Origin of the sequence: Yersinia sp. 1652 StPb PI (assembly GCF_041538345.1) — a bacterium.
Classification (GTDB): domain Bacteria; phylum Pseudomonadota; class Gammaproteobacteria; order Enterobacterales; family Enterobacteriaceae; genus Yersinia; species Yersinia enterocolitica_E.
Genome location: NZ_JAULSM010000001.1, coordinates 2,769,306 through 2,791,035 on the forward strand (window position 1 = coordinate 2,769,306; position 21,730 = coordinate 2,791,035).

Consider the following 21,730-nt stretch of genomic DNA (forward strand, 5'->3'; position numbering starts at 1 on the left):
AAAATGTTTATTTGTATAAATAAAAGCCAGCTCTGCTGGCTTTTGTCATTTTTTAAAGTTCGATCTAAGTCACAAAGTTCCCTGATATTTACATTTAGTAACACATAGTATCTCAATGAAACACATTCAGGCAATTGGTAGCATTTTCGGTGTGGATTATCAGGTCTGTGAATGGAACACTGCGTTCAGACACAGACGACACCAAACTCTCAACAATAGTTCCAAAAAAATTATTGGCGGCAGTGGCAGGTGTCCGAATAACACCAATGAGGGTAATAATAATGATGAAGCGCAATATTCTTGCAGTAGTAATCCCAGCATTGTTAGTAGCTGGCGCAGCTAATGCAGCAGAAATCTACAACAAAGACGGCAACAAACTTGATCTGTACGGTAAAGTTGACGCGCGTCACCAGTTCTCTGACAACGCTGGACAAGACGGCGACGAAACTTATGTTCGTTTCGGCTTCAAAGGTGAAACCCAAATTACTAACCAACTGACCGGTTACGGCCAGTGGGAATACAACGTTCAGGCTAACCACGCTGAATCTCAAGGCGACAAAGGCAACAAAACCCGTCTGGGCTTTGCTGGTCTGAAATTTGATCAGTTCGGTTCATTGGACTACGGCCGTAACTACGGCGTAATCTATGACGTTAACGCATGGACTGACATGCTGCCTGTGTTCGGTGGCGACTCTATCTCTAACTCTGATAACTACATGACTGGTCGTTCTACTGGTCTGGCTACTTATCGTAACACCAACTTCTTCGGTCTGGTTGATGGCCTGAATTTTGCTCTGCAATATCAAGGCAAAAACCAGAATGACCGTGCTGGTTCTATTGACCCAGTTACCGGTGTTTACACTGGTGCTAACCTGAAAGATCAGAATGGCGACGGTTTCGGTATCTCTTCAACTTATGATATCGGTTACGGTGTGAACTTTGGTGCTGGTTTCTCTTCTGCAAACCGCACTAACGAGCAAAAAGCATTCAGTACTGCTGAAGGCGATAAAGCTCAGGCATGGAACGTTGGTGCTAAATACGACGCTAACAACGTATACTTGGCTGTAATGTATGCTGAAACTCAGAACCTGACTCCATACGGTGATTTTAGCAACACTATTGCTAACAAAACTCGTGATATTGAAATCACTGCACAATACCAGTTCGACTTCGGTCTGCGTCCATCTTTAGGCTACGTTCAGTCTAAAGGGAAAGATCTTAACGCGAATGGCGATAACCAAGATCTGTTGAAATATGTTTCTGTAGGTTCTTACTACTACTTCAACAAAAACATGTCTACCTATGTTGATTACAAAATCAACCTGTTGGACGAAAACGAGTTCACTCGTACTAACAAGCTGAACACTGATGACGTTGTTGGTGTTGGCTTGGTATACCAGTTCTAAGTTAAACTTAATCACGCAGTTTATCTGCTGACATAAGTTAAAAAAGACAGGGCTTCGGCTCTGTCTTTTTGTTTTTATCCTTAGCCAATAGAGGGATATTACGCTGTCGAATACGCTATTTTGCCGATTTTTCACCCTGAATTCCCCCGCCTCACAACATTCATTTCTTTTTATCGCAAACGGTTGGCAAAGACTGCAACTGGCGCTACCCTGATAGTTCTGTTTGCTTAACGCTAAGCCATGGAAGCCTCTGACATGTTTGAAAAAATCACTGCTGCACCTGCTGACCCGATTCTGGGCCTGACCGATATTTTCCGCGCGGATGACCGCCCTCATAAAATCAATCTGGGGATTGGTGTCTACAAAGACGAAACCGGTAAAACACCGGTGCTGACCAGCGTGAAGAAAGCTGAGCAGTATTTGCTGGAAAACGAAGTTACTAAAAACTATCTGGGTATTGATGGCCTGCCGGTTTTCGCCAGTTGTACACAAGAACTGTTGTTCGGTGCCGACAGCGCTATTATTGCCGATAAGCGTGCGCGTACCGCTCAAACCCCAGGTGGTACCGGCGGGTTACGTATTGCTGCTGATTTTATCGCCCATCAGACCAGCGCTAAACGTGTCTGGGTCAGTAACCCTACCTGGCCGAACCATAAAAATATCTTCGCCGCTGCAGGGCTTGAAGTGGTTGAGTATGCCTATTATGACGCTGCGAACCATTCACTGGACTTCGATGGGCTATTAAAAAGCCTCTCAGAAGCTCAGGCTGGCGACGTAGTGCTATTCCATGGCTGCTGCCATAACCCTACCGGTATCGACCCAACCGAAGCCCAATGGAGCCAATTAGCTGAGCTGTCAGTCGCCAAAGGTTGGCTGCCACTGTTTGACTTCGCCTACCAAGGTTTTGCCAAAGGTTTGGAGGAAGATGCTCAGGGGCTGCGTATTTTCGCTGCCAAACATCAGGAACTGATCGTTTGTAGCTCTTATTCGAAAAACTTTGGTTTGTATAATGAGCGTGTCGGGGCTTGCACCATTGTTGCCGCTAGCAGCGACGTGGCCGATATCGTCTTCAGCCAGGTTAAAGCCGTTATCCGTGCTAACTATTCCAACCCACCAGCCCATGGTGCGTCAGTGGTTGCCACCATCCTGAGCAACGCGACATTACGCGCCATTTGGGAACAAGAACTGACCGATATGCGCCAGCGCATTCATCGTATGCGTCAGTTGTTTGTGAATACATTGCAGGAAAAAGGTGCGAAGCAGGACTTCAGCTTTATCATTAACCAGAATGGGATGTTTTCATTCAGTGGCCTGACCAAAGAACAGGTTCTGCGCCTGCGCAGTGAGTTTGCTGTTTATGCTGTCAACTCTGGCCGGGTAAACGTTGCAGGTATGACACCTGATAACATGGCTCCGCTGTGTGAAGCTATCGTTGCTGTGCTGTGATTAAGCATCAATGACTTACCGTAAAAAGGGTGCATATTCACCCTTTTTATTTTGTTTCAAATGTCAGAATATGAGTCTTAATGGAACATATATTTGGCAAATTCGCTCATCGGCATAGGACGCCCATACATATAGCCTTGCAGATAGTCGACGTTATGGGCCTGTAAATAGCGCATTTGAGTGTCGTTTTCGACTCCCTCTGCAATGGTCTGCAACCCTAGTCGGGTAGCGAGATCGATAACATTCCCGACAATGTGGCTCGACAATGCATCGGAACCAATCATGCCAACAAAACTTTGGTCAATTTTCAAAAAATCCACTTTAAAGTTCTGTAAATAAGTCAGACTTGAATGTCCGGTACCAAAATCGTCGATAGCAATAAATACCCCCAAAGCATGCAACTCGGCAAATAATCGGTCGGTAATCTCATCGGCAACGATTAATTTCCGTTCGGTTAATTCCAACGTGATATTGATTTTATTACCACCAAAGGCCTGAATAAAACGGCGGCAATCATCTACCAGACTCAGATCACGGCAATGGTTAGCACTGATATTAAAACCAAAGTGAAAACCTTCCGGTAACTGATTTACGTAAGGTGCAAAAGTGGTACTAACTTGCTGCATGATAGCGCGAGTCATCGGAACAATAAGTTCACTGTCCTCGGCCATCGGAATAAATTTATTTGGCTGAATTAAACCATTAACAGGATGCTGCCAACGCATTAGAACTTCACAACCCACCCAGCATTGCTCTTTGCCTGATACTATCGGCTGCATATAAGCAACAAACTCGTTGTTTTCTAACGCCTGTTTTAATACCTGCGTGGGTGATGCCGCCCTACCCGATAACCAGAAAACCAGCGCGGCTGAACCGATGCTCATTAAGATGAAAAATATCAGGCTACCTTGATTATATTGCCAGGCATAGGCCAAATATTGCTGGTTAGAGAGCGCCGTATTTAATGAATAAGCAAACTTGTCTGAGGCCAGATATAACGGTTCGCTTCCCTCGGGGGGGTGGCCTGGATGTACCATACCCACCGCATCCATCCATTTATCACCCACCCTCAAATACAATTGTATATCACCACTTAATAAGTTAAGGATGCTGCGCAGATAATAGCCATCGACCGCAACCAGTATGCTGTAATCACCTCGCGCCAGCCGATACACCATCAAAGCACGATCTGGAGTGACATCATTACCCTGCATTAGCTCCAGTTGACCATCAACGAACACATCTAGATCAAACGGCGTGGAAAGTGGGCCATATATCGAGGAACAATAGATAGTCGTCCCCTTAGCTAAAGAGACTGAACGCACATCCGGTATAATGACAACTTGATCCCGCAGGTTTTGAACAACTTGCATGCAAGGTTTACCTAATCCGGTTTCTACCTGAAGCGCCGCATGCTGCAAATTATTAAATATCTGCTCGAATCGAGCCCTACCTTGTAATAACTTAGCTTCAGCATCCTGATGCATATTGGCTTTGGTTTGCGCATAAATCACTGCCGCCCCTAACAACAGAAATAAGAATAATACCATGCAAGAAAAACTTAGCCGGGACAGGAATTTATTCAGTCTGAAACGACGAAACGGCATAGTGGCTTCCATTGAAAGGCGCTCGTAATATTACGAACTCAAAACGGCAGCAGAAACAGTGCCGGGTCAATTAACGTGACGACTGTTTGTTGGTCAGGCTTTATCCATCTCGCAAAGATAATATAAGCACCGACCGCTATCATCATTATGATCACAGCACCAATAGATAAATAACTATTGCTTCACAAAATATGTAAATCACTTATTCAATATAACGTAAAAAGACACCTGACGGTGCCTTCTTTGAAATTCTAGCTGTTTATGATGTCGACATCACCAAATAGCCGGTTCTTCACGTATAAACGGGTTAGTCTGCCGTTCATGGCCTAACGTAGACATTGGGCCATGACCGGGAATAAACGTTATGTCATCACCTAAAGGCAACAATTTAGTCCGAATGGAGTTAATCAGTTGTTGGTGATCACCGCGTGGGAAATCACTACGTCCAACACCACCGTTAAAGATAACATCACCGACCAGTGCCAGACGCCCCTGTTGGTCAATGAAGACAATGTGACCTGGCGTATGCCCAGGGCAATGCAATACCGATAACTCCACTTCACCAACAGTGATTTTGTCACCCTCGGTCAACCAACGGGTTGGGGTAAAAGCTTCACATTCGCTCAAACCAAACATTCTGCTCTGTGCCGGTAGCCCTTCTAACCAGAACGTATCTTCTTTTTCAGGGCCATAAATCGGGATATCAAAATGAGCGGCTAACTCAGCAGCAGCACCCACATGATCCAGATGGCCGTGAGTCAACAAAATCTGGCTGACCGTTACCCCCTGACGTGCAACTTCAGCAATGATCTTGGCTGCGTCACCACCAGGGTCCACCAATGCGGCCTGCTTTGTGGCTTCACACCAGATTAAGGTGCAGTTCTGGCTAAAGGCCGTCACCGGAATAATTTGATATTTCATAAAACTCCACCCCAAATGCAACTGGCAATATACCTATCATCTTTCAACCATACATCTGTATGGGCTGCGGTCGTTTACCCGAATCACTGATAGCATCAGTTTATCGAGATTAGCGAACCTGAATCTTGAGGCTCGCCCTGTGGCTGGCATAAGTGCTGTTCAAACCCACTCTGACCGATTTGGCACTTGCTTGCCACCGCCCTACAATTTGAAATCTGTTAGGTATGATTCAATGCATTGGCATAAAAATGTCTGCTACCAGGTTCTTGTCGGCCCAGTATCAATATGTACAAAGTTACTGCGAGGGTAATATCCTACACCACCTGCACGCATTTTTAATGCTGCTTTGCGGATATTACTCAATTGAATACCTTCAATATGAAAATCCATTGCCCGCCCTTGCGTGTGGAAACTGTGTTTGGCCACACCACGGCTGCGTTCGCGCAGTTCATTATTGGTATCAAGTGAGCGGTAACCGGAAATAAGCTGCACCGGTTTAGTTGTGCCAAGAAGCCCTTGCAGGCGGTATAGTTGATCAAACAGGCGTGGGTCGATAGTTTTTACCTTATTGGCCCGATAATCGCGAAAGAGATGGTTTAAGCGGGAAAGTTCATCTTTGTTATAGCCCCGACCATCAAAAAATTCGGCTTTTATGGACTCGCCTGTATTGAGGTTATTCAGGGTCAAGATCCGTGGGCGAGGAGTAGAAAGGGTGGCGAATGCCTGCCCTGGAAGCAGCGATATACCCAGCGCTGCCCCGCCTAACGTTAGCCATTTACGGCGATAATTATCAATTTTATCCATGATCTCTGTTAATACCCGGCAAGAATGTCAAAAGAAAGCACTAACCAAATGTGCCGTCCCGAACCATAACCGCCTACGGAAAACCAGTCAACCCGCATTCGGCCCGCACTCGCTGTGCGTTTAAGTTCGGTTATAGAGAACCCCAATTTGGGGCCCCCTATGACAACCCGATATTAAGACCATTAGTTATTGAGTTTTACTGCATTTATTGCATTAAAAGTTCAGCCTGAGGTGAGATTTGTGCACCGGATCTCACCGTCTTATCATAATTGTAAATATCTGTTCTAAATTGTGGCCTACCGTCATCCGCCACCCATGCTGTCAGGTAATACAATTGCACCGGGACACGTTGGCGAATATTCACGTAGGTGGTATCGCCTTGTTTTAACGTTGAGGAAACCCGCGCATCATTCCAGCCAGCATCTTGCAATAACATATTTGCCAGATCCGAGGCTTTATTGACGCGGACACAGCCGGAACTTAATGCACGGATATCTTTCTGGAACAGACCATGGTTCGGCGTGTCATGTAAGTAGATAGCATCAGAGCTTGGCATATTGAATTTGAAGCGCCCTAATGAATTGCTGGCACCTGGTGCCTGACGCAGACGGTACGGGAAGTTATTAGGTGAAATCATGCTCCAATCGATCATCGATGGATCAACAACTTCAGCCTCATTACTCCAACCAGACAAAACGGTATAACCATGACGCTGGAAATAGCCAGCATCATAGCGTGCTTTGGGTACGATATCCTGGCGCACCAGAGACGTTGGTACATTCCACGGCGGATTGACCACCACATTATTTAACGCACTGCTCATCAACGGTGTCTTGCGGCTTGGACGGCCAACAATCACCCGAGATGAGAGGACCTCAGCACCATTCTTATAATAATTAAGCGAATAGTTTGGAATGTTAACCATAATGCCGTTATCGACGTGTCCCGGTAAAATACGCAAACGCTGAATATTCAATGCCAATAATGTTGCCCGCGTTTGTGGTGAGACATTCAACCATTCACGAGTTCGGACACCAATAACACCATCATCACTTAGCCCATGCCACTGTTGAAAACGTTTAACGGCTGCCACCAACTCTGGCGTATAAACATTGTCGGTTATAGTTGTGGTGAGCAGCGCTGATGGCGACGCTACAACCCCACCGGTAACAGGAACGTCGGCCACGGGTGCCGCTGAAGGGCTAACCACTAAACTGTGAGCCTGAGCACGGCTCTTTTCTTCATCAACCGAGAGATCATCATTGACCACGGCTACTGCTGGATTATCCACCGGGATAACCTCTGGGGCTTTGGCCGGTTCTGATGCAATGGGGTGTAGCATGCCCGTTCTGTCCAGGATTTCTCGTAGCGCTGGAATATCGTCACTTAACTGGCCTGGGCGCAGGCTGGGGCCATTAGACATCTGTGGCCATGGCTGGCGGTCTGCCAGCATCAGTTTCAATGCCTGATGCATTTTGTCGTATTGAGGATGTTGGGGGGCCAGCGACGCCAGATAGGGTGCGGTGGTACCTTCATGCACCGCTTGCTGCCAACGATTTAAAATAGTAACCGGCGGCATCGCCATTTTGTATGGCACATTGCTGTATAACCAGACACTACCGTTAGCGCCAACACCTGAGATAAAGTGCAAGTATCCCAGCATGGCATCTGACAAAATAACATCGCGAGCTTGGCCGGTAATGTCAGGGTCACTCAGCCATTTTACCCACTGCATAAATTGCGGCTGGAGACCGGAGAGTGCCACTTCGGCTAATTGCTGCTGAAAATGCTGCACCGCAGTTCTATCCTGCCACATCGGCTGCATACGGTTGGCGGCATAAAGCAATGCCAACTCAGAAGCATAGAAAGGTGTCACCGTTTTAGGCAGCACTGATAATAACTGTGAGCGGCTTTGTGCGACCGACATTGTCGTACCACTCATAGGCAGCGCTGAGGATGAGTCTAACGGCATGACAGGTGCCGTGGCTGATGCTGTAAATATCGGCATCAGGCTATAAATTAAAGCGCAGTATAATGCTAATGCGCGTTGCGGATTTCGTTTCCCTATCGACATTCTATGCCCCCGGTATGCTTATCTAAGTACGTCATAGTCTGTCGTTACCCTTCTTCCTTGAAGTCGCAGCATTGTTGCTGCTCTGGCACCCGAATCCCTGAGCGTCGATCAGTTCAACGAGATTTGTTCGTTGGCTACCACTTCAATAGTTTCGGGTTTTCATCATTATTATACAAACAGAACTGCCTCTTGCGTGGTTAACGATATAAATTTAACCATTCACGTTACGCTAACAGATTTCCGGTGGTTATAAAATATAACCCTAAGGTGTGGAAGAAATAAAAATGGCCGCTAGTTAGCGACCATTTAATCGGATTAATTATTGCTGCCTTCTTTCTGAACAATAATTAACCGCCAGGTTGTATCTCGGCAGGTATCGGCGGCAATGTTGGTATTTCATTGGCAAAACCTCGTAAGCCAACCACATGTACATGCTCATGATTTTGGAAGACTTTTCGTACCAACTTATAGGTTGTCCCTTTTTCCGGGCTGATATTTTCTGGTGCTGCAATTATTAATTGCATTTCCAGCCGCTCGCACAGTTCAAATAATGTCGCGATAGATTTGGCATCCAAACGCGCCGCTTCATCAAGGAACAACAAACGACAAGGGGAAATATCTTTGCCGCGCAGACGACGCGACTCTTCTTCCCAACTCTGTACCACCATGACCAGTATTGACATACCGGTACCAATAGCCTCACCGGTTGACAATGCGCCGCTTTCTGCCCGCAGCCAGCCATCTGAACCGCGATAAACTTCGACTTCCAGTTCCAGATAGTTACGGTAATCAAGCAGTTCTTCACCGATGGTCTGCGGCAAGCGCTGCCCCATATCCATTTGTGGGTTCAACCGCTGGTAGAGTTTCGCCAATGCTTCGGAGAAGGTCAGACGATTACTATTAAACAGATCCTGATGCTGCTCTTGTTGCTCAGATAGCACATCGAGTAACGTCGCGTGAGCTTCACGTACATTCACATTCAGTCGCACGCTCTTGACCTGACCAAATGACACCGCTTGCAAGCCCTGATTCAGCATACGGATGCGGTTCTGTTCGCGCTGAATAGTTTTACGGATAATATTCGATACACTTTTGGAACTGATTGCCAGCTTCTGTTCGCGAGCGGTTAATTCTTCGGTCAAACGGCCCAGTTCAATCTCCATCTGTTCAATGGCTTCAACCGGATCATCAGTGCGAATAATATCCTGACGAATACGTTCACGCAGATGTTGGTAGACCGCGATATAGAACTGAATCTTACGCTCAGGCCGTTTCGGATCTTCAGACAAACGCAGCACATCGCGCAGATGTTCATTATCAGCCACCGCCAGACGCAGAGCACCCAAGGCTTTATCCGACATAGAACGCAGCTCGTCACCGTCCATATAGGCCAGTTCACGGCGATGCAAACGACGCTCAACGCCATTATCTTTCACCATCCGCATCACCGCACACCAACCTGCTTTGGCATTGACGACTTGTTCACGGATCTGATGATAATCTCGTTCCAGCTTGCGCAGTTTCTTCTGGAGGCTATCCATCTCAGCTTCACAGAAGGTTAGCTGTTTTTCCAACTGATTACGGCGTGAACGGTTAGTACTTAATGCCGCATGCAACTCGTCACGGCGGGTACGAGCACGGGCTTCTGCATTAGCATCAGCCTGAACACCGATATCCACCAGTTCCTGACTTAACTCTTTCAGCATGTCACGCTTGGCGTCATAAGAACTTTTTAACGACGCTAGCACCTGATTATACTGGGTAAATTGCGCTTGATACTGACGTAACTGCTCACGAGCGCGAGTGCGTTCTGCTTCCGCCTGCTCCAAGCGCTGGCGCAGTTTGTCGTTGAGATCAGAGTTCTCCGTCAACATGCCCGCAGAATCGGTATAGCTAAAGTGCGCACGACGTTGAACCACTTCAGTCAGTGCGAAAGCTTGCTGTTTAGCCTGACGCTGGCTGTTTTGCGCCAATACATAGTTTTCCTGCAACTGTTCGTGTTGTTGCGGGTCACTTTGTAATACCGCTAACAGCGGTTCAAGTTTAGTCAGGGAAGCGCCATGCTTCTGAATATGGCGAGCCGCCTCTTGCGCTTGCGCCGATTCTTCAGTTATCTCTTCGACACGGTCAGTCAACGTATCATCAAGTAGCAATGAAATCAGTGGGATCAAGCGGTTAAGGGCTGAAATCCCCTCTTTAGCCTGTTCGAATTGCTGGCGCTGCTGCTGGTTGCTTTCTTCGTGTGCACTCAGCGCACGCTCTATTTCACCACGACGGGTATTGAGTAAACGAATTTCAGCTTCAGGATCTGCATCAAATGCCACGGCCAGATGAGAACCGATAAAACGGCTGAATGCTTGATGCAAGCGTTGCGTTTTTTGCACATCAAATGACAGCGTGGCATAACGTTCAGCCAGGCTGTCACGCTCTTGATACAGAGCTTCCAGCCGGTTCTCACGGGCAGCACGGCCAAACAGCGGCAGTTCTGGATAACGGGAGTAACGCCACTGGCGATCCGCAATTTTAACCACTACCGCTTTTTCATGCTCTTCAACGGCAAATACACTGTCATCAAATGATTGCGGGTCACCCTCGATAAGATAGAGGTCTTCCGGGCAGTCTTCTAACCCTTGTAGTTGATCCCGCACCAGTGACAAGTCCGGTACCACGATACCGTGGCGCGATGGACCATACAGCGCGGAGAAGTATGGCGCATCATCGATGGTGACATCGTCATAAATCTCGGAGAGCAACACACCACCGAAGCGTTCGGCCAAAGCAATCATCCGCGCATCTTCAGCACCACTTGGCTGACTTAAACGCTCAATCTGCGCATCAACAGCACGTTTGCTTGCGGCGACTTCATCGCGTTCCACCGTGGTTTCGCGTTCACGCTCCAGCAGTTGCTGCATGTGTTCGGTAACCTGACGGCTATCCTCCAGCGCCTCACCGCTCTGCTCGCTGAGTTGACTCAGCGCATCTTGTGCCGCCAACCAGACTGGCGCACGCGCCGTTAGCTCCTGAATTTTGAGCTTAATTTGCTCAAGTTCCTGACGCATTTCCATGCGCCGTTCACCAGCATCACTGACGTTGAGAGAGAGCTCTTCAACTTGTGACTCCAGTTCACGCTGCAACTCTTCCAACTCCTCCGGCTGGTATACTTGCCCCTGGCGTTTACAGAACTCTTGCAGCAAGCGCTCTGCGTCTTGCTGAGCATGTAAACGCTGTTCCAGCTCTGACAAACGCATCCGCAATGGTTGCACACGTTCAGCCAAATGTTGTTGCGACGGCCAGTCACGCAACAATTCCCGCGCAGTTTGCCAGGCTTCACTGCGACTGACCTCGCCGGCGATAGCCACCACTAACTGATAAGCTTGCTCAAATTGGCTGTGCGCAGCATCAGCAACACTCAGTTTTTGCTCAAGTTGTAATAAAGATTCAGTCGCTTCCTGCTCTTTGGCATGGAAGGTTTCTAGCCACTCTTCGGCATTATCGGCAGTTAATTCTGGCAACTGGCACAGTGCGCGCGCACGTTCCAAAGCCTGTAAGGCTTGCTGATATTGGATAGCACGGGTCTGTTGAACGTCCAGCGCTTGCTGGTAATCGGCCAACTGACTTTTCAGTTCGTCCACCTCCAACTCAGCAGCTTCAGCGCGGGCTTCGTTATCGGCCTGCTGCTCGCTGGCCTCGGCGACAACTTCATTTTGCTCTTCCAGCCGGTAAGTCAACTCTTCCAAATCACTCTGGTAGCGCTCGATCTTTTCCTGCTGGCGCATGGCGGTCTGCACCAGACTCAGGTGGTCACTGGCCGCCTGATAATCTGTTTCCAGATCCGATTCCGCACTGCTTTGCTCGGCTAATTCTCGCGACATTTCCACATGACGATACTGCTCAGTCACCAATTGCTTGCGGCTGGTCAGCAAGTCACGGCGCAATACCAATGCGCCATCAAGATGGATCCGCCGCTCATTGGCATGACGCATATAGTCAGCAGCAACGTAGGACGTTGCCTCTGAAATCAGATGCTTAAACAAATCACGATCAGATTGAGTGACACGAATAGCCTCAAGGGTCATACGGTTTTCACGCAATGCCGCTTCCATATCCTGGAAGGCTTTGCGCACGCCGCTGTTTTCTGGCAATAAGTAATCACGCAGTGAGCGGGTAATCGCACTGGAAATACCACCGTACAACGATGCTTCTATCAAACGGTAAAATTTGCTGCGATCGGCAGAAGAGCGTAAACGCTTTGGAATCACACCCAAATCAAACATCAGCGAGTGGTAGTCAGTGATGGAGTTAAATTGCTTGAACTGCACCCCTTCCATTGCTTCGACGCGCTCTTTCAGCTCTTGTAATGACAGGACGCGCGCCTGACGCTCACCCACCACCTCGGTAAGAATCTGGGTAGGTTGGATAGCCGTCGGCAGCCCCTGAATGGTGAAAGGCTTAATATCAACCTTGCGGTCACGCCCTGCCACTTGTTGCAACCGCACCCCGACAACCACACGTTGGTGGCGGGAGTTGACGACATCCAGCGTTGAATAACAGACCCCGGCCCGCAATTTGCCGTGCAGACCTTTATCACGGGAACCACTGGTAGCACCGGCTTCGGTGGTGTTACGAAAGTGCAGCAGTGTCAGGTCAGGAATCAGTGCTGTAACGAAAGCGGCCATAGTGGTGGATTTACCCGCACCATTGCCGCCAGATAAGGTGGTTACCAGCTCATCAAGATCGAATGTCCGGGCAAAAAAACCATTCCAGTTAACCAAGGTCAGCGAGCGAAATTTACCGCGTTCAATCATTCCTGTTCATCCTCTGCACTGTCCGCTGCATTACCCATGGTGATGTCAGTTTCATCGCTTTCATCATGGAGTGACAGACTGTTTTCCACCGCCATGGCCTCGCCATCACGGATCATGCGTAACTGGGCTTCCCGTGGGTCATCGCCGCTACGCACATCAGCACCAAAGCGGAATACCGCTTCAGTGATACGAAACTTGCTGCTGTCATTGCCCATAAAGTAGATCATACCCAACCGACGCAGCCGGTTAAGTGACGTTCTTACTTTTTCCTGCAACTTCTGCTTATCCAAATCCGACCCGGTTGAGCGCTGGTTAACAAACTTCAGCAATTTGCTCTCATCGGCCAGACTTAGCAGCTCTTCGTATAATTCGTGCTGCGCGAAAATGCCTTCATGGGCCAAACGTTCAGGGCTGAGATACAGATAACAAAGGATCTTGCCAACCATCATATCCAGCTCAGATAGCACCGAGCGTGGAATCAGCGTGGTAGAACGGGGGCGCAGATAGAAGAAACCTTCCGGTGCACGGATTAACTCCACGTTATAACGGGTATAAAACTCTTCCAGTTGCTCCTGAAAATCCATCAGGAAAGCATGATTATCCAGTTCATCAATCCCGATATGACGACCGGCACGTAACTGGCTGTCAAGTGCTGGAAACAGTGAGTTGGCCAATGCCTGAGCCAGTTTAACGGGCATTACTACTTCAATATTTGTTGATGACATGTGCCTGCACCTTGGCTCCGTAATCATTGATTGCCAACCATTCTGCTGGTAACCCTGAGAAATCGGCTTCGGCCACACCAAGGCGAACTGCCTGGTCGACCAGGATACGAGCCACGTCGAAATGACGAGCACGCGGATATTGCGCGAGGTAGTCGCGCATCACTTCCCCCAGATTAAGTGGCATCTTTTGTTGCTGGTATACCAACAACGCCTGCTCAATCAGGGCGGCTAATTGCTCACGGATCTCATTAAATTCTTCAAATTCCAGATCCGGTGGCAGCTCCCCGGTAACTTCCTCACTGCGCAACGCCAGTTCTTCATCGCGCATATCCAGCAAGCGATCAGCGTTGGCATAGGTGAGAGTCCATGGGCTATCAAAATAATTCTGCACTGACTGGCGCAAGCGTTGGGCAAAGACACGGTTTTTATCCATATCAATCGCAGTACGGATAAACTTATGCACGTGGCGGTCATAGCCGATCCACAGATCAATCGCTTGTTGGCCCCAACTGATAATGCGGTCAAGTTTACTTTGTAAATCAAAGACCAACTTATCCACCAGATCCAGACCCGCATTGCCGATAGTGGCTTCTTGAATACGTAACAGGTTAGCCTGAAGTTTATCACCTGCCGCTTCCAGCGTATCTTGTAATTCACGCAGTGTGCCGGAGGTTTCTGACAACAGCATTTCACAACTGGCAATAGCCGCCCGCCAATCCTGATTCAGCAACGCGGCGATATCTTCCTTCACACTATGTTGCTGCTCGTCCATCAAGCGTTGCGTCATATCAATGCTGTCGAAAATTTCAGCAACTGAATATTTTAGCGGGGCAAAAACATTACGATGCCAGTGGAATTCATCGCCCCCCTCTTCGGCCGCTTCGGCCGCCCGTTGTAGCTCTTGTGCGACAATCGATAACTGCATTGACAGGCGCAGGGTGGAGAATTCGCGCTGCCGGATATAGTAGTCAGTGATACCAATGCCTAACGGCGTCAGGCGGTAAATGGCATTACCATCGGCAATTTCACTGGTAAAACGGTTGAGTAACCGCTGGCGCACCATGTCATTGATAGCATTATTCGCGCGCACGGCCACGGTTTCATGGGTCTGCTCAAAACCTTTACAGACGTGGCGAAATGCATCAACTAACTCCCCTTCACTCATTTCGCCATCCAGCCGCTCACCGTTTAACGTGGCAATAGCCAAAAGAAAGGCCAAACGATCTGTGGGCAGAGTAATCGAAAAGTCATTTTTCCGCGCCCAGGCGACCAGTTCGGGTACTGTCTGGGAAAAGTCACTCATAATGGGTCCTTCAGATTTGGCTTAAACGCCGAGACATGCACGTAGCGCCCCAGGCTGATAAAGGGCTCCTGCCGGCAATAGCGCTGTTCCAACGCCAATAATTCAGCAAACTCATCAACTTGTTGCTGTTTATTTTTCATGTAATCGTGAAACACCCGTACTCCCGTCTTACCGCTAATGGATAAACCCATTTGCTCAAGCCAACCATATACCGTTGGTGGATCTAAAGGGTATTGCGGCGATAGCGAACGCTGCCTACGCCTTTTTACACCCGGTAACGCCAACTGAAAGTTACCCAATACCGCATTACGCATCACCAATCCATTGGCATTGAAAAACATCAATGAGAGCGCGCCGCCGGGAGTCAACGCATTAAAGAGTATTTGCAGAACGTGTTGAGGCTCTGCAATCCATTCTAAAACCGCATGGAACAATATCAGATCAACCGGCTGTTCTAAATGTTGGGTGATGTCCTGAGCCGCACTTTGTACAAATTGCATGTTGTGGCTCACACCTTTTTCCAAGGCAGCGGCTTTCGCGCGCTGGATCATCTCCGCTGACAGGTCACATAATAGGACCTGATGGCCTAATGCCGCCAGTTGGCAAGCCATATGCCCTTCGCCACCGCCCGCATCTAAAATCCGCAACGGGCGTGGTGGCAGCTGCGCTAACAGCCCGCTGATATCTTGCCAAACCACCGCCTGACGAATCATTCCCTTCGTCGTACCATAGATATTGCGGGAAAACTTCTCAGCAATGTCATCGAAATTGCGATCCTGCATGAACAACTGCTCCGCTATCACTATTGATTTGCCGCCCTTGCTTGATAGAACCTCGCAAATCAATAGCCACAGTAAAAAGAATGCCTACCAACCTGCTATTTTGGCACAGCCTGACTTAGAATAAATCCTCTTGGCCTGTAATCAGCGCCAAATGCCGGTTTTTCAGCCAAAAGGGCCCTATTTTTATGCTTTTCACCTTAAAAAAGTTTGTTGGCGGCTTATTAATGCCCCTGCCCTTGTTACTCATCATCATGGGGCTGGCACTCATTTTATTGTGGTTTACCCGCTGGCAGAAAAGTGGCAAAACACTTTTTGCGTTGAGTTGGCTGGTATTATTGCTTATTAGCCTGCAACCTGTCGCTGACCGCCTGCTATTGCCACTGGAAAAGTCATACGCGACTTATCAGGGAAACGACCCGGTAGATTACATTGTTGTGCTCGGTGGCGGCTACACGTTTAATCCGAATTGGGCACCAAGCGCCAATTTATTCGCAAATAGCCTGCCAAGAGTCACTGAGGGTGTCAGGTTGTATCGTGCACATCCTAACGCAAAAATGGTTTTTACTGGCAGTGCGGGTCCGAACAACCAAAGCAGTGCAACAACAGCAGCTCAGGTGGCAGAAAGCTTAGGTGTTCCGGTGGCGAATATTATTGCGTTAGAGCAACCGAAAGATACCGTTGAAGAAGCCGCGGCGGTGGCCACTCTGGTAGGTGATAAACCATTTCTACTGGTCACCTCGGCAAATCATCTGCCCCGAGCGATTAAATTCTTTACCGCCATTGGGTTACATCCAATCCCCGCGCCTGCAAATCAGTTAGCCATCACTACACCGTTGCATAGCTGGGAGCGTGCTATTCCAGCAGCGGCTTATTTAGGCCACACCGAACGTGCCTGGTATGAAACATTGGGGCTGTTGTGGCAAAAATTAAGCGGGGATAGCAAGGGTGAATAAATTAGTTTAACCAAGGGATGAGTTGCCGGGCGGCATTATCAAATACAGCACGATCCAGATTCCCGGTATGGATAAAGCGAGCCACCAGTTCCCAAAGGGTATAGAGCCATCGGCGGGCAACAAAGGATTCAGAGACCGGTGCTTTATTGAGATAACGATAGAATAGCTGACTAGGCATGCCCTCTTCGCTGAGGCGGAACAAGTCATACTCTCGTGGAGCCCACAACATCGGGCCTGGATTAAGCATCGCTAGCAACTGATCGCTGCGCGCATCTTTTAACATACTGCGGAGAGTCAGATTGCCGTGCACCAGCACTGAGCTGTCATCAAAACCGGCAAAAAGTGCCGTTAATGACGCCTTCGCACGGTAAAGTATCGCACGGTCTTCCAATGTCATAACCGGTGAATTCATATTAGACAAGGTCGCCCACAACACTTCAACTCGTTGCTGATACCAACTGAACCAATCATTTTCCTGGGTGCTATCAACATTACCCACACAACCGTGGCTATCAATGCGATGCCATGCCAGTACACCTTCAACTATCTGATCCATCAAAGCATCCCAGCGTTCCCCCGTCCGAGTCGGTGCCTCCACCGAAACACCACGTAAACGCTCCATCAACAGAATTTCTTTATACGGGGATTGGTGGGTCATCACCAGTCCGTACACGGTGGGTAACCGGATATCGCCTTCCCGAGCCAGCATGGAAAGTTTATACGCCTCTTGCTGTGCTATCCCCTGACAAACATAGCTCTTCGCCAGTAATGGGATTGCCTGCCCCTGCTGGTTATACATCGCGTACAGGTGGGCATAGGGCTGCTCGCTGATACGTTCGAGGCGGGTGATAGATTCCCCGAGCACCACACTTAATTCAGCTTTCAGTTGTTCCATTATGCTCAGTCCAATTATCTGGCGAAATTGATGGTTCATAATGGGATGACGGGCGGGAGATTTCCAGAATGCAGATCAACTATTATTGATAATAAAAATCAAACTATCGGATACAAAGTAAAAACGCCAGGCCCAATTGGACCTGGCGCAAACAGTTCGGTGCCCGTAATGGTTACTGATGAAGCATGATAGCGCGCACCCGATCCAGATCAGCCTGAGTATCAACCCCAACCGTGGGTATCGCTTTTGCTACCGCGACGTGGATCTTTTCGCCATACCACAGTACTCGAAGTTGCTCTAATAGCTCGATTTGTTCGAGTTTGCTCGGTGCCCAATTAACATAACGGCGGATAAAACCTGCACGATAAGCATAAATACCAATATGGCGTAAGAAACAATCACCGATAGTCTCTTTTGACTGAGCAAAACGCTCTCTTTCCCATGGGATCGCCGCGCGGGAGAAATAGAGCGCGTAGCCTTGCTCATCCATCACCACTTTAACCGCATTAGGGTTAAATGCTTCTTCGCTACTTTCAATCGGCACCGCTAATGTTGCCATGCCAGCACGACAAGCGGCCAGATTATCAGCCACCTGACGGATAATTATCGGGGGTATCAGAGGTTCATCCCCTTGGACATTTACGATAATATCATCATCGGCAAAACCATAGAGTTCAATGACTTCGGCTAAGCGCTCGGTGCCAGATTGATGATCGGCACGGGTCATACATACCTCACCACCGGCGGACTCAACGGCTCTCACCACCTCAGGATGATCTGTTGCCACAATCACCCGTGACGCGCCCGATGCCTTTGCTCGTTCCATCACATGAACTACCATCGGTTTGCCCGCAATATCAGCCAATGGCTTGCCGGGTAACCGGGTTGAAGCATATCGAGCGGGAATTATAGCGATGAAACTCATGCGTGCTTCTCATCAATTGACAGTGGGCGGGCTTCATTCTCCAACAATACCGGAATGCCATCGCGCACCGGGTAAGCCAGATTGTCGGCTTTACATACCAATTCAAGGTTTTCTTTATTGAAATACAACTTGCCGTTGCAAACCGGACAGGCAACGATTTCGAGTAAACGGTGGTCCATACATCCTCCAGAATGGAGTTTAGCCAGCAGGAAAGTGCTCGAGGATACCATATCTGCTGAAGCAGGTTAACTGTACCGATGCTGCCTGCGCTATCAGCGATTAATAACAAGGAGTTATGTTAATTAGCAACTACATAAGTAAATATAGATAGCTATCTCGTGGGATAAATGCTGGTTTTGTTATTGATATGTTGAATAGCGAGGAGTAGAATTTTGTGACTCACATCACATAAATAGGCATATCGAGTAAGAGATGAAAGTATTCCATAAAATTATTGCGCTGTTTGCTAACTTCAGCAACTAAGCCGCATAAAAACAAATAGAAGCACCTGCAAAAGCTGCCCGGCGACAAAACAACCTGTCGAATAGAGGCCAAAAATACCCAAGGGTATAAATACAAACGGCTACCAAAAGGTAGCCGTTTGCTTAGAAAACGAGTTGATCGTCGTCGTATACTTAGAAAGCGATCACATCTGCTGCTGACGGCCCGTGAATACTACGATAAGTAGAGAATTCAACGTCCTGCCCTTCACTGAGTGATTTATTTTTGGTGTTGGCGATAGCCGTCTTGCTGACATACACATCCAAACTACCATCGTGTGGCGAGATGAAACCGTAACCTTCTGATTGGTTGAACCATTTCACGCGACCCATTTTTAACGTCATAATAAATTTCCTTTTACTGGGCATCCTAACAACTCATTTTTATTTATTGTTTAGATGCAGTTGCCCATCCTAAAGTTTTCTGATTAAACCTCTATGAGCTTGATTTTATGAAAAAACCCGCATAAGTGCGGGCTTTAGAATTTTGCTATCCAGATCGATGATTAGCACATCGGCATCATCACTTTCTAAGATAATCTAAACATTATTTCTCTTAAATTATAGAGCAACAACGTTTGTAGCAGCCGGCCCGCGCGGGCTGTCTTGGATGGTATACTCAACACGCTGGCCTTCAGCCAAGGTTTTGAAACCATCAGTTGCGATCGCGGAGAAATGAACAAACACATCTTTACCGCCATCATGCTGTTCAATAAAACCAAAACCTTTGCTTTCGTTGAACCACTTAACCTGACCTGTCTTCTTAGACATAAACTTCACCTTCAACTTCTACTTTCAAATAACATTAAATCTGCCATAAGGCACTCGCGCTATGAGTAATAGCGGGCCTGCATCAAAACATTACTTATGGGAGTTACTATCAGAGATACTGGAAGGTTCGTCTTTGGATCGGCATCAACAAGATAACGTCTGGGAGGAACTGCTTTACTTTAGTCTCGAACACTCTTACACATAAATAGGTCTGTAGCACAGGCCAGCGGCTATTAACTCATAAAATACCATGCCGCGCAACTATTTTATCTGGGAAGGTCGGTCAGTAAGTAGCATCAATGGGATGCCACGCATAAAAAACCAATATTCTCCACTGCTTACCCCATTATTTATCGATATCAATCTAGACTAAAAACTGAATAAGCATGAAGGAGCTATCCGATTATGACTCACCCACCGTTTGTCCACCCCGATGAGATTCGCGCCAGATTCTCCAGTGCCATGTCGGATATGTATCAGGATGAAGTACCGCTATACGGAGCCTTGTTACAACTGGTTGCTGATATCAACAACCAAACTATGGGTCAGCAACCGGAACTTACCCGCCATTTACGCCAGACCGGAGAGATTGAGCGCCTGAACATGGAGCGACACGGTGCTATCCGAGTGGGAACCGCCGCTGAACTTGCGACCCTGCGCCGCCTGTTTGCGGTGATGGGTATGCTGCCTGTTGGTTATTATGACCTGGCCCCGGCTGGGGTTCCGGTTCACTCGACGGCATTCCGCGCTGTCCATGAAGCTTCGCTGCAAACCTGCCCATTTAGAATTTTCACCTCATTATTGCGCCTTGAATTAATTGAACAACCAGAGCTGCGGCAACAAGCTGCCGATATTCTGGCAAAAAGAGTGATATTTACCCCACGGGCTATCGAACTAATTACTCAGCATGAAATTTCTGGCGGGCTGACCAGCAATGAAGCCGATGACTTTATTGCTCAGTCATTAGAGACATTCCGCTGGCATAATCAAGCGACAGTAAGTGCTGATGTTTACCAACAACTGCACGATCAGCATCGTTTAATTGCCGATGTGGTGGCTTTCAAAGGACCCCATATTAACCACCTAACGCCACGAACGTTGCATATCGATGCCGTACAAATTGCGATGCCAGAACATCAGATTACCCCTAAAGCGGTGATCGAAGGGCCACCTCCGCGCCGCTGCCCAATATTATTACGGCAAACCAGCTTTAAAGCCCTTGAGGAACAGGTTTCGTTTGTCGCAACAGATGGTCGACTCATTCGAGGCCATCACACCGCCCGTTTTGGTGAAATAGAACAACGGGGGGCAGCGCTGACAGCGAAGGGGCGTAATCTCTATGACTGCCTGCTACAGGCGGCACAAGATCAACTACAGGTTCCCGTGAATGAAAAAAATGCCCTGCAATACATGGCGATTCTCAAAGAGAAATTTAGCCAGTTCCCAGATGACTACCCGACAATGCGCGCTGAACAGCTCGCTTTCTTTCGCTATTTCCCTACCGAGAGAGGGCTAAGTACCCTTACTGAATCAATGCAAAACCTGACATTAGACCAATTGATTGACGGGGAATTTATCCAATATGAGCCTTTAGTTTATGAGGATTTTCTCCCCGTCAGCGCAGCAGGTATTTTTCAATCAAATTTAGGGGATAGTGGTCACAGCCAGTTTGCGGGGCACTCCAGCAAGCAGGATTTCCAGCGGGCGCTGGGAGCCACGGTAATTGATGAACTACAGCTATATGAAGAAACCCAGCAGCGCTCAATTGTGGCGTGCGCGGCATCCCTCAAGCTAACACTGCTGAGTCTATAAA

General features: G+C 48.1%; 17 protein-coding genes. 4 read left to right on the top strand and 13 right to left on the bottom strand.

The annotated features are described in order from the left end of the window. Positions 1 to 284: 284 nt before the first annotated feature. Together ompF and Q2T71_RS12790 are read left to right on the top strand one after the other, a co-directional pair. Positions 285 to 1,406, top strand: coding sequence for a porin OmpF (gene ompF / locus Q2T71_RS12785; RefSeq protein ID WP_372559920.1), 1,122 nt, complete (start codon positions 285 to 287; stop codon positions 1,404 to 1,406). A 255-nt stretch (positions 1,407 to 1,661) separates the two neighbouring features. Continuing rightward, positions 1,662 to 2,852 carry an amino acid aminotransferase gene (locus tag Q2T71_RS12790; RefSeq protein WP_372559323.1) on the top strand — a complete coding sequence of 397 codons (1,191 nt, stop codon included), beginning with the start codon at positions 1,662 to 1,664 and terminating at the stop codon, positions 2,850 to 2,852. Between the two features lie 77 nt (positions 2,853 to 2,929). Here Q2T71_RS12790 and Q2T71_RS12795 read toward each other — a convergent pair whose 3' ends face one another. From Q2T71_RS12795 to cmoM, 8 genes are all read right to left on the bottom strand, one after another. Next, positions 2,930 to 4,459 carry an EAL domain-containing protein gene (locus Q2T71_RS12795; protein ID WP_372559324.1) on the bottom strand — a complete coding sequence of 510 codons (1,530 nt, stop codon included), beginning with the start codon at positions 4,457 to 4,459 and terminating at the stop codon, positions 2,930 to 2,932. Between the two features lie 273 nt (positions 4,460 to 4,732). Continuing rightward, entirely contained in the window at positions 4,733 to 5,380 is a 648-nt protein-coding gene (locus Q2T71_RS12800) for an MBL fold metallo-hydrolase (RefSeq protein WP_372559325.1), read from the bottom strand. Positions 5,381 to 5,635: 255 nt separating this feature from the next. Beyond that, the gene (locus Q2T71_RS12805; protein WP_083158449.1) at positions 5,636 to 6,184 is read right to left on the bottom strand and encodes a YcbK family protein; all 549 of its coding nucleotides are present in this window, start codon (positions 6,182 to 6,184) and stop codon (positions 5,636 to 5,638) included. Positions 6,185 to 6,389: 205 nt separating this feature from the next. Next, on the bottom strand, positions 6,390 to 8,258 hold the full coding sequence (gene ldtD, locus Q2T71_RS12810) for a L,D-transpeptidase (RefSeq protein ID WP_372559326.1): 1,869 nt from the start codon (positions 8,256 to 8,258) through the stop codon (positions 6,390 to 6,392). A 347-nt stretch (positions 8,259 to 8,605) separates the two neighbouring features. Further along, on the bottom strand, positions 8,606 to 13,063 hold the full coding sequence (mukB, locus tag Q2T71_RS12815; protein WP_372559327.1) for a chromosome partition protein MukB: 4,458 nt from the start codon (positions 13,061 to 13,063) through the stop codon (positions 8,606 to 8,608). Then, positions 13,060 to 13,788, bottom strand: a complete 729-nt coding sequence (mukE, locus tag Q2T71_RS12820; RefSeq protein WP_042568220.1) for a chromosome partition protein MukE — start codon at positions 13,786 to 13,788, stop codon at positions 13,060 to 13,062. Before mukE ends, mukB begins: the two co-directional genes overlap by 4 nt. After that, positions 13,769 to 15,091: a chromosome partition protein MukF gene (gene mukF / locus Q2T71_RS12825; RefSeq protein WP_102970391.1), complete on the bottom strand. Its 1,323-nt coding sequence runs from the start codon at positions 15,089 to 15,091 to the stop codon at positions 13,769 to 13,771. Before mukF ends, mukE begins: the two co-directional genes overlap by 20 nt. Beyond that, positions 15,088 to 15,873 (bottom strand): tRNA uridine 5-oxyacetic acid(34) methyltransferase CmoM, encoded by a 786-nt coding sequence (gene cmoM / locus Q2T71_RS12830; RefSeq protein ID WP_372559328.1) that lies wholly within the window; start codon positions 15,871 to 15,873, stop codon positions 15,088 to 15,090. Before cmoM ends, mukF begins: the two co-directional genes overlap by 4 nt. A gap of 185 nt (positions 15,874 to 16,058) precedes the next feature. On the opposite strand from cmoM, the gene elyC reads away from it, so the two are divergent. Beyond that, positions 16,059 to 16,826 (top strand): envelope biogenesis factor ElyC, encoded by a 768-nt coding sequence (gene elyC, locus Q2T71_RS12835; RefSeq protein WP_372559329.1) that lies wholly within the window; start codon positions 16,059 to 16,061, stop codon positions 16,824 to 16,826. Between the two features lies 1 nt (position 16,827). On the opposite strand, the gene Q2T71_RS12840 is transcribed toward elyC, so the two are convergent. From Q2T71_RS12840 to Q2T71_RS12860, 5 genes are all read right to left on the bottom strand, one after another. Continuing rightward, positions 16,828 to 17,721: a YcbJ family phosphotransferase gene (locus tag Q2T71_RS12840; protein ID WP_372559330.1), complete on the bottom strand. Its 894-nt coding sequence runs from the start codon at positions 17,719 to 17,721 to the stop codon at positions 16,828 to 16,830. A 172-nt stretch (positions 17,722 to 17,893) separates the two neighbouring features. Further along, entirely contained in the window at positions 17,894 to 18,646 is a 753-nt protein-coding gene (gene kdsB / locus Q2T71_RS12845) for a 3-deoxy-manno-octulosonate cytidylyltransferase (protein WP_372559331.1), read from the bottom strand. Beyond that, positions 18,643 to 18,825 (bottom strand): Trm112 family protein, encoded by a 183-nt coding sequence (locus Q2T71_RS12850; RefSeq protein WP_004700032.1) that lies wholly within the window; start codon positions 18,823 to 18,825, stop codon positions 18,643 to 18,645. The genes kdsB and Q2T71_RS12850 overlap by 4 nt, the downstream gene beginning before the upstream one ends. Before the next feature lie 456 nt (positions 18,826 to 19,281). Next, positions 19,282 to 19,491, bottom strand: a complete 210-nt coding sequence (locus tag Q2T71_RS12855) for a cold-shock protein (protein WP_005159937.1) — start codon at positions 19,489 to 19,491, stop codon at positions 19,282 to 19,284. 216 nt (positions 19,492 to 19,707) lie between these two features. Beyond that, positions 19,708 to 19,917, bottom strand: coding sequence for a cold-shock protein (locus Q2T71_RS12860; protein WP_372559332.1), 210 nt, complete (start codon positions 19,915 to 19,917; stop codon positions 19,708 to 19,710). A gap of 405 nt (positions 19,918 to 20,322) precedes the next feature. Here Q2T71_RS12860 and Q2T71_RS12865 point away from each other — a divergent pair, with 405 nt between their 5' ends. Continuing rightward, positions 20,323 to 21,729 (top strand): VOC family protein, encoded by a 1,407-nt coding sequence (locus tag Q2T71_RS12865; RefSeq protein ID WP_372559333.1) that lies wholly within the window; start codon positions 20,323 to 20,325, stop codon positions 21,727 to 21,729. The last annotated feature ends 1 nt before the right edge of the window (position 21,730 follow it).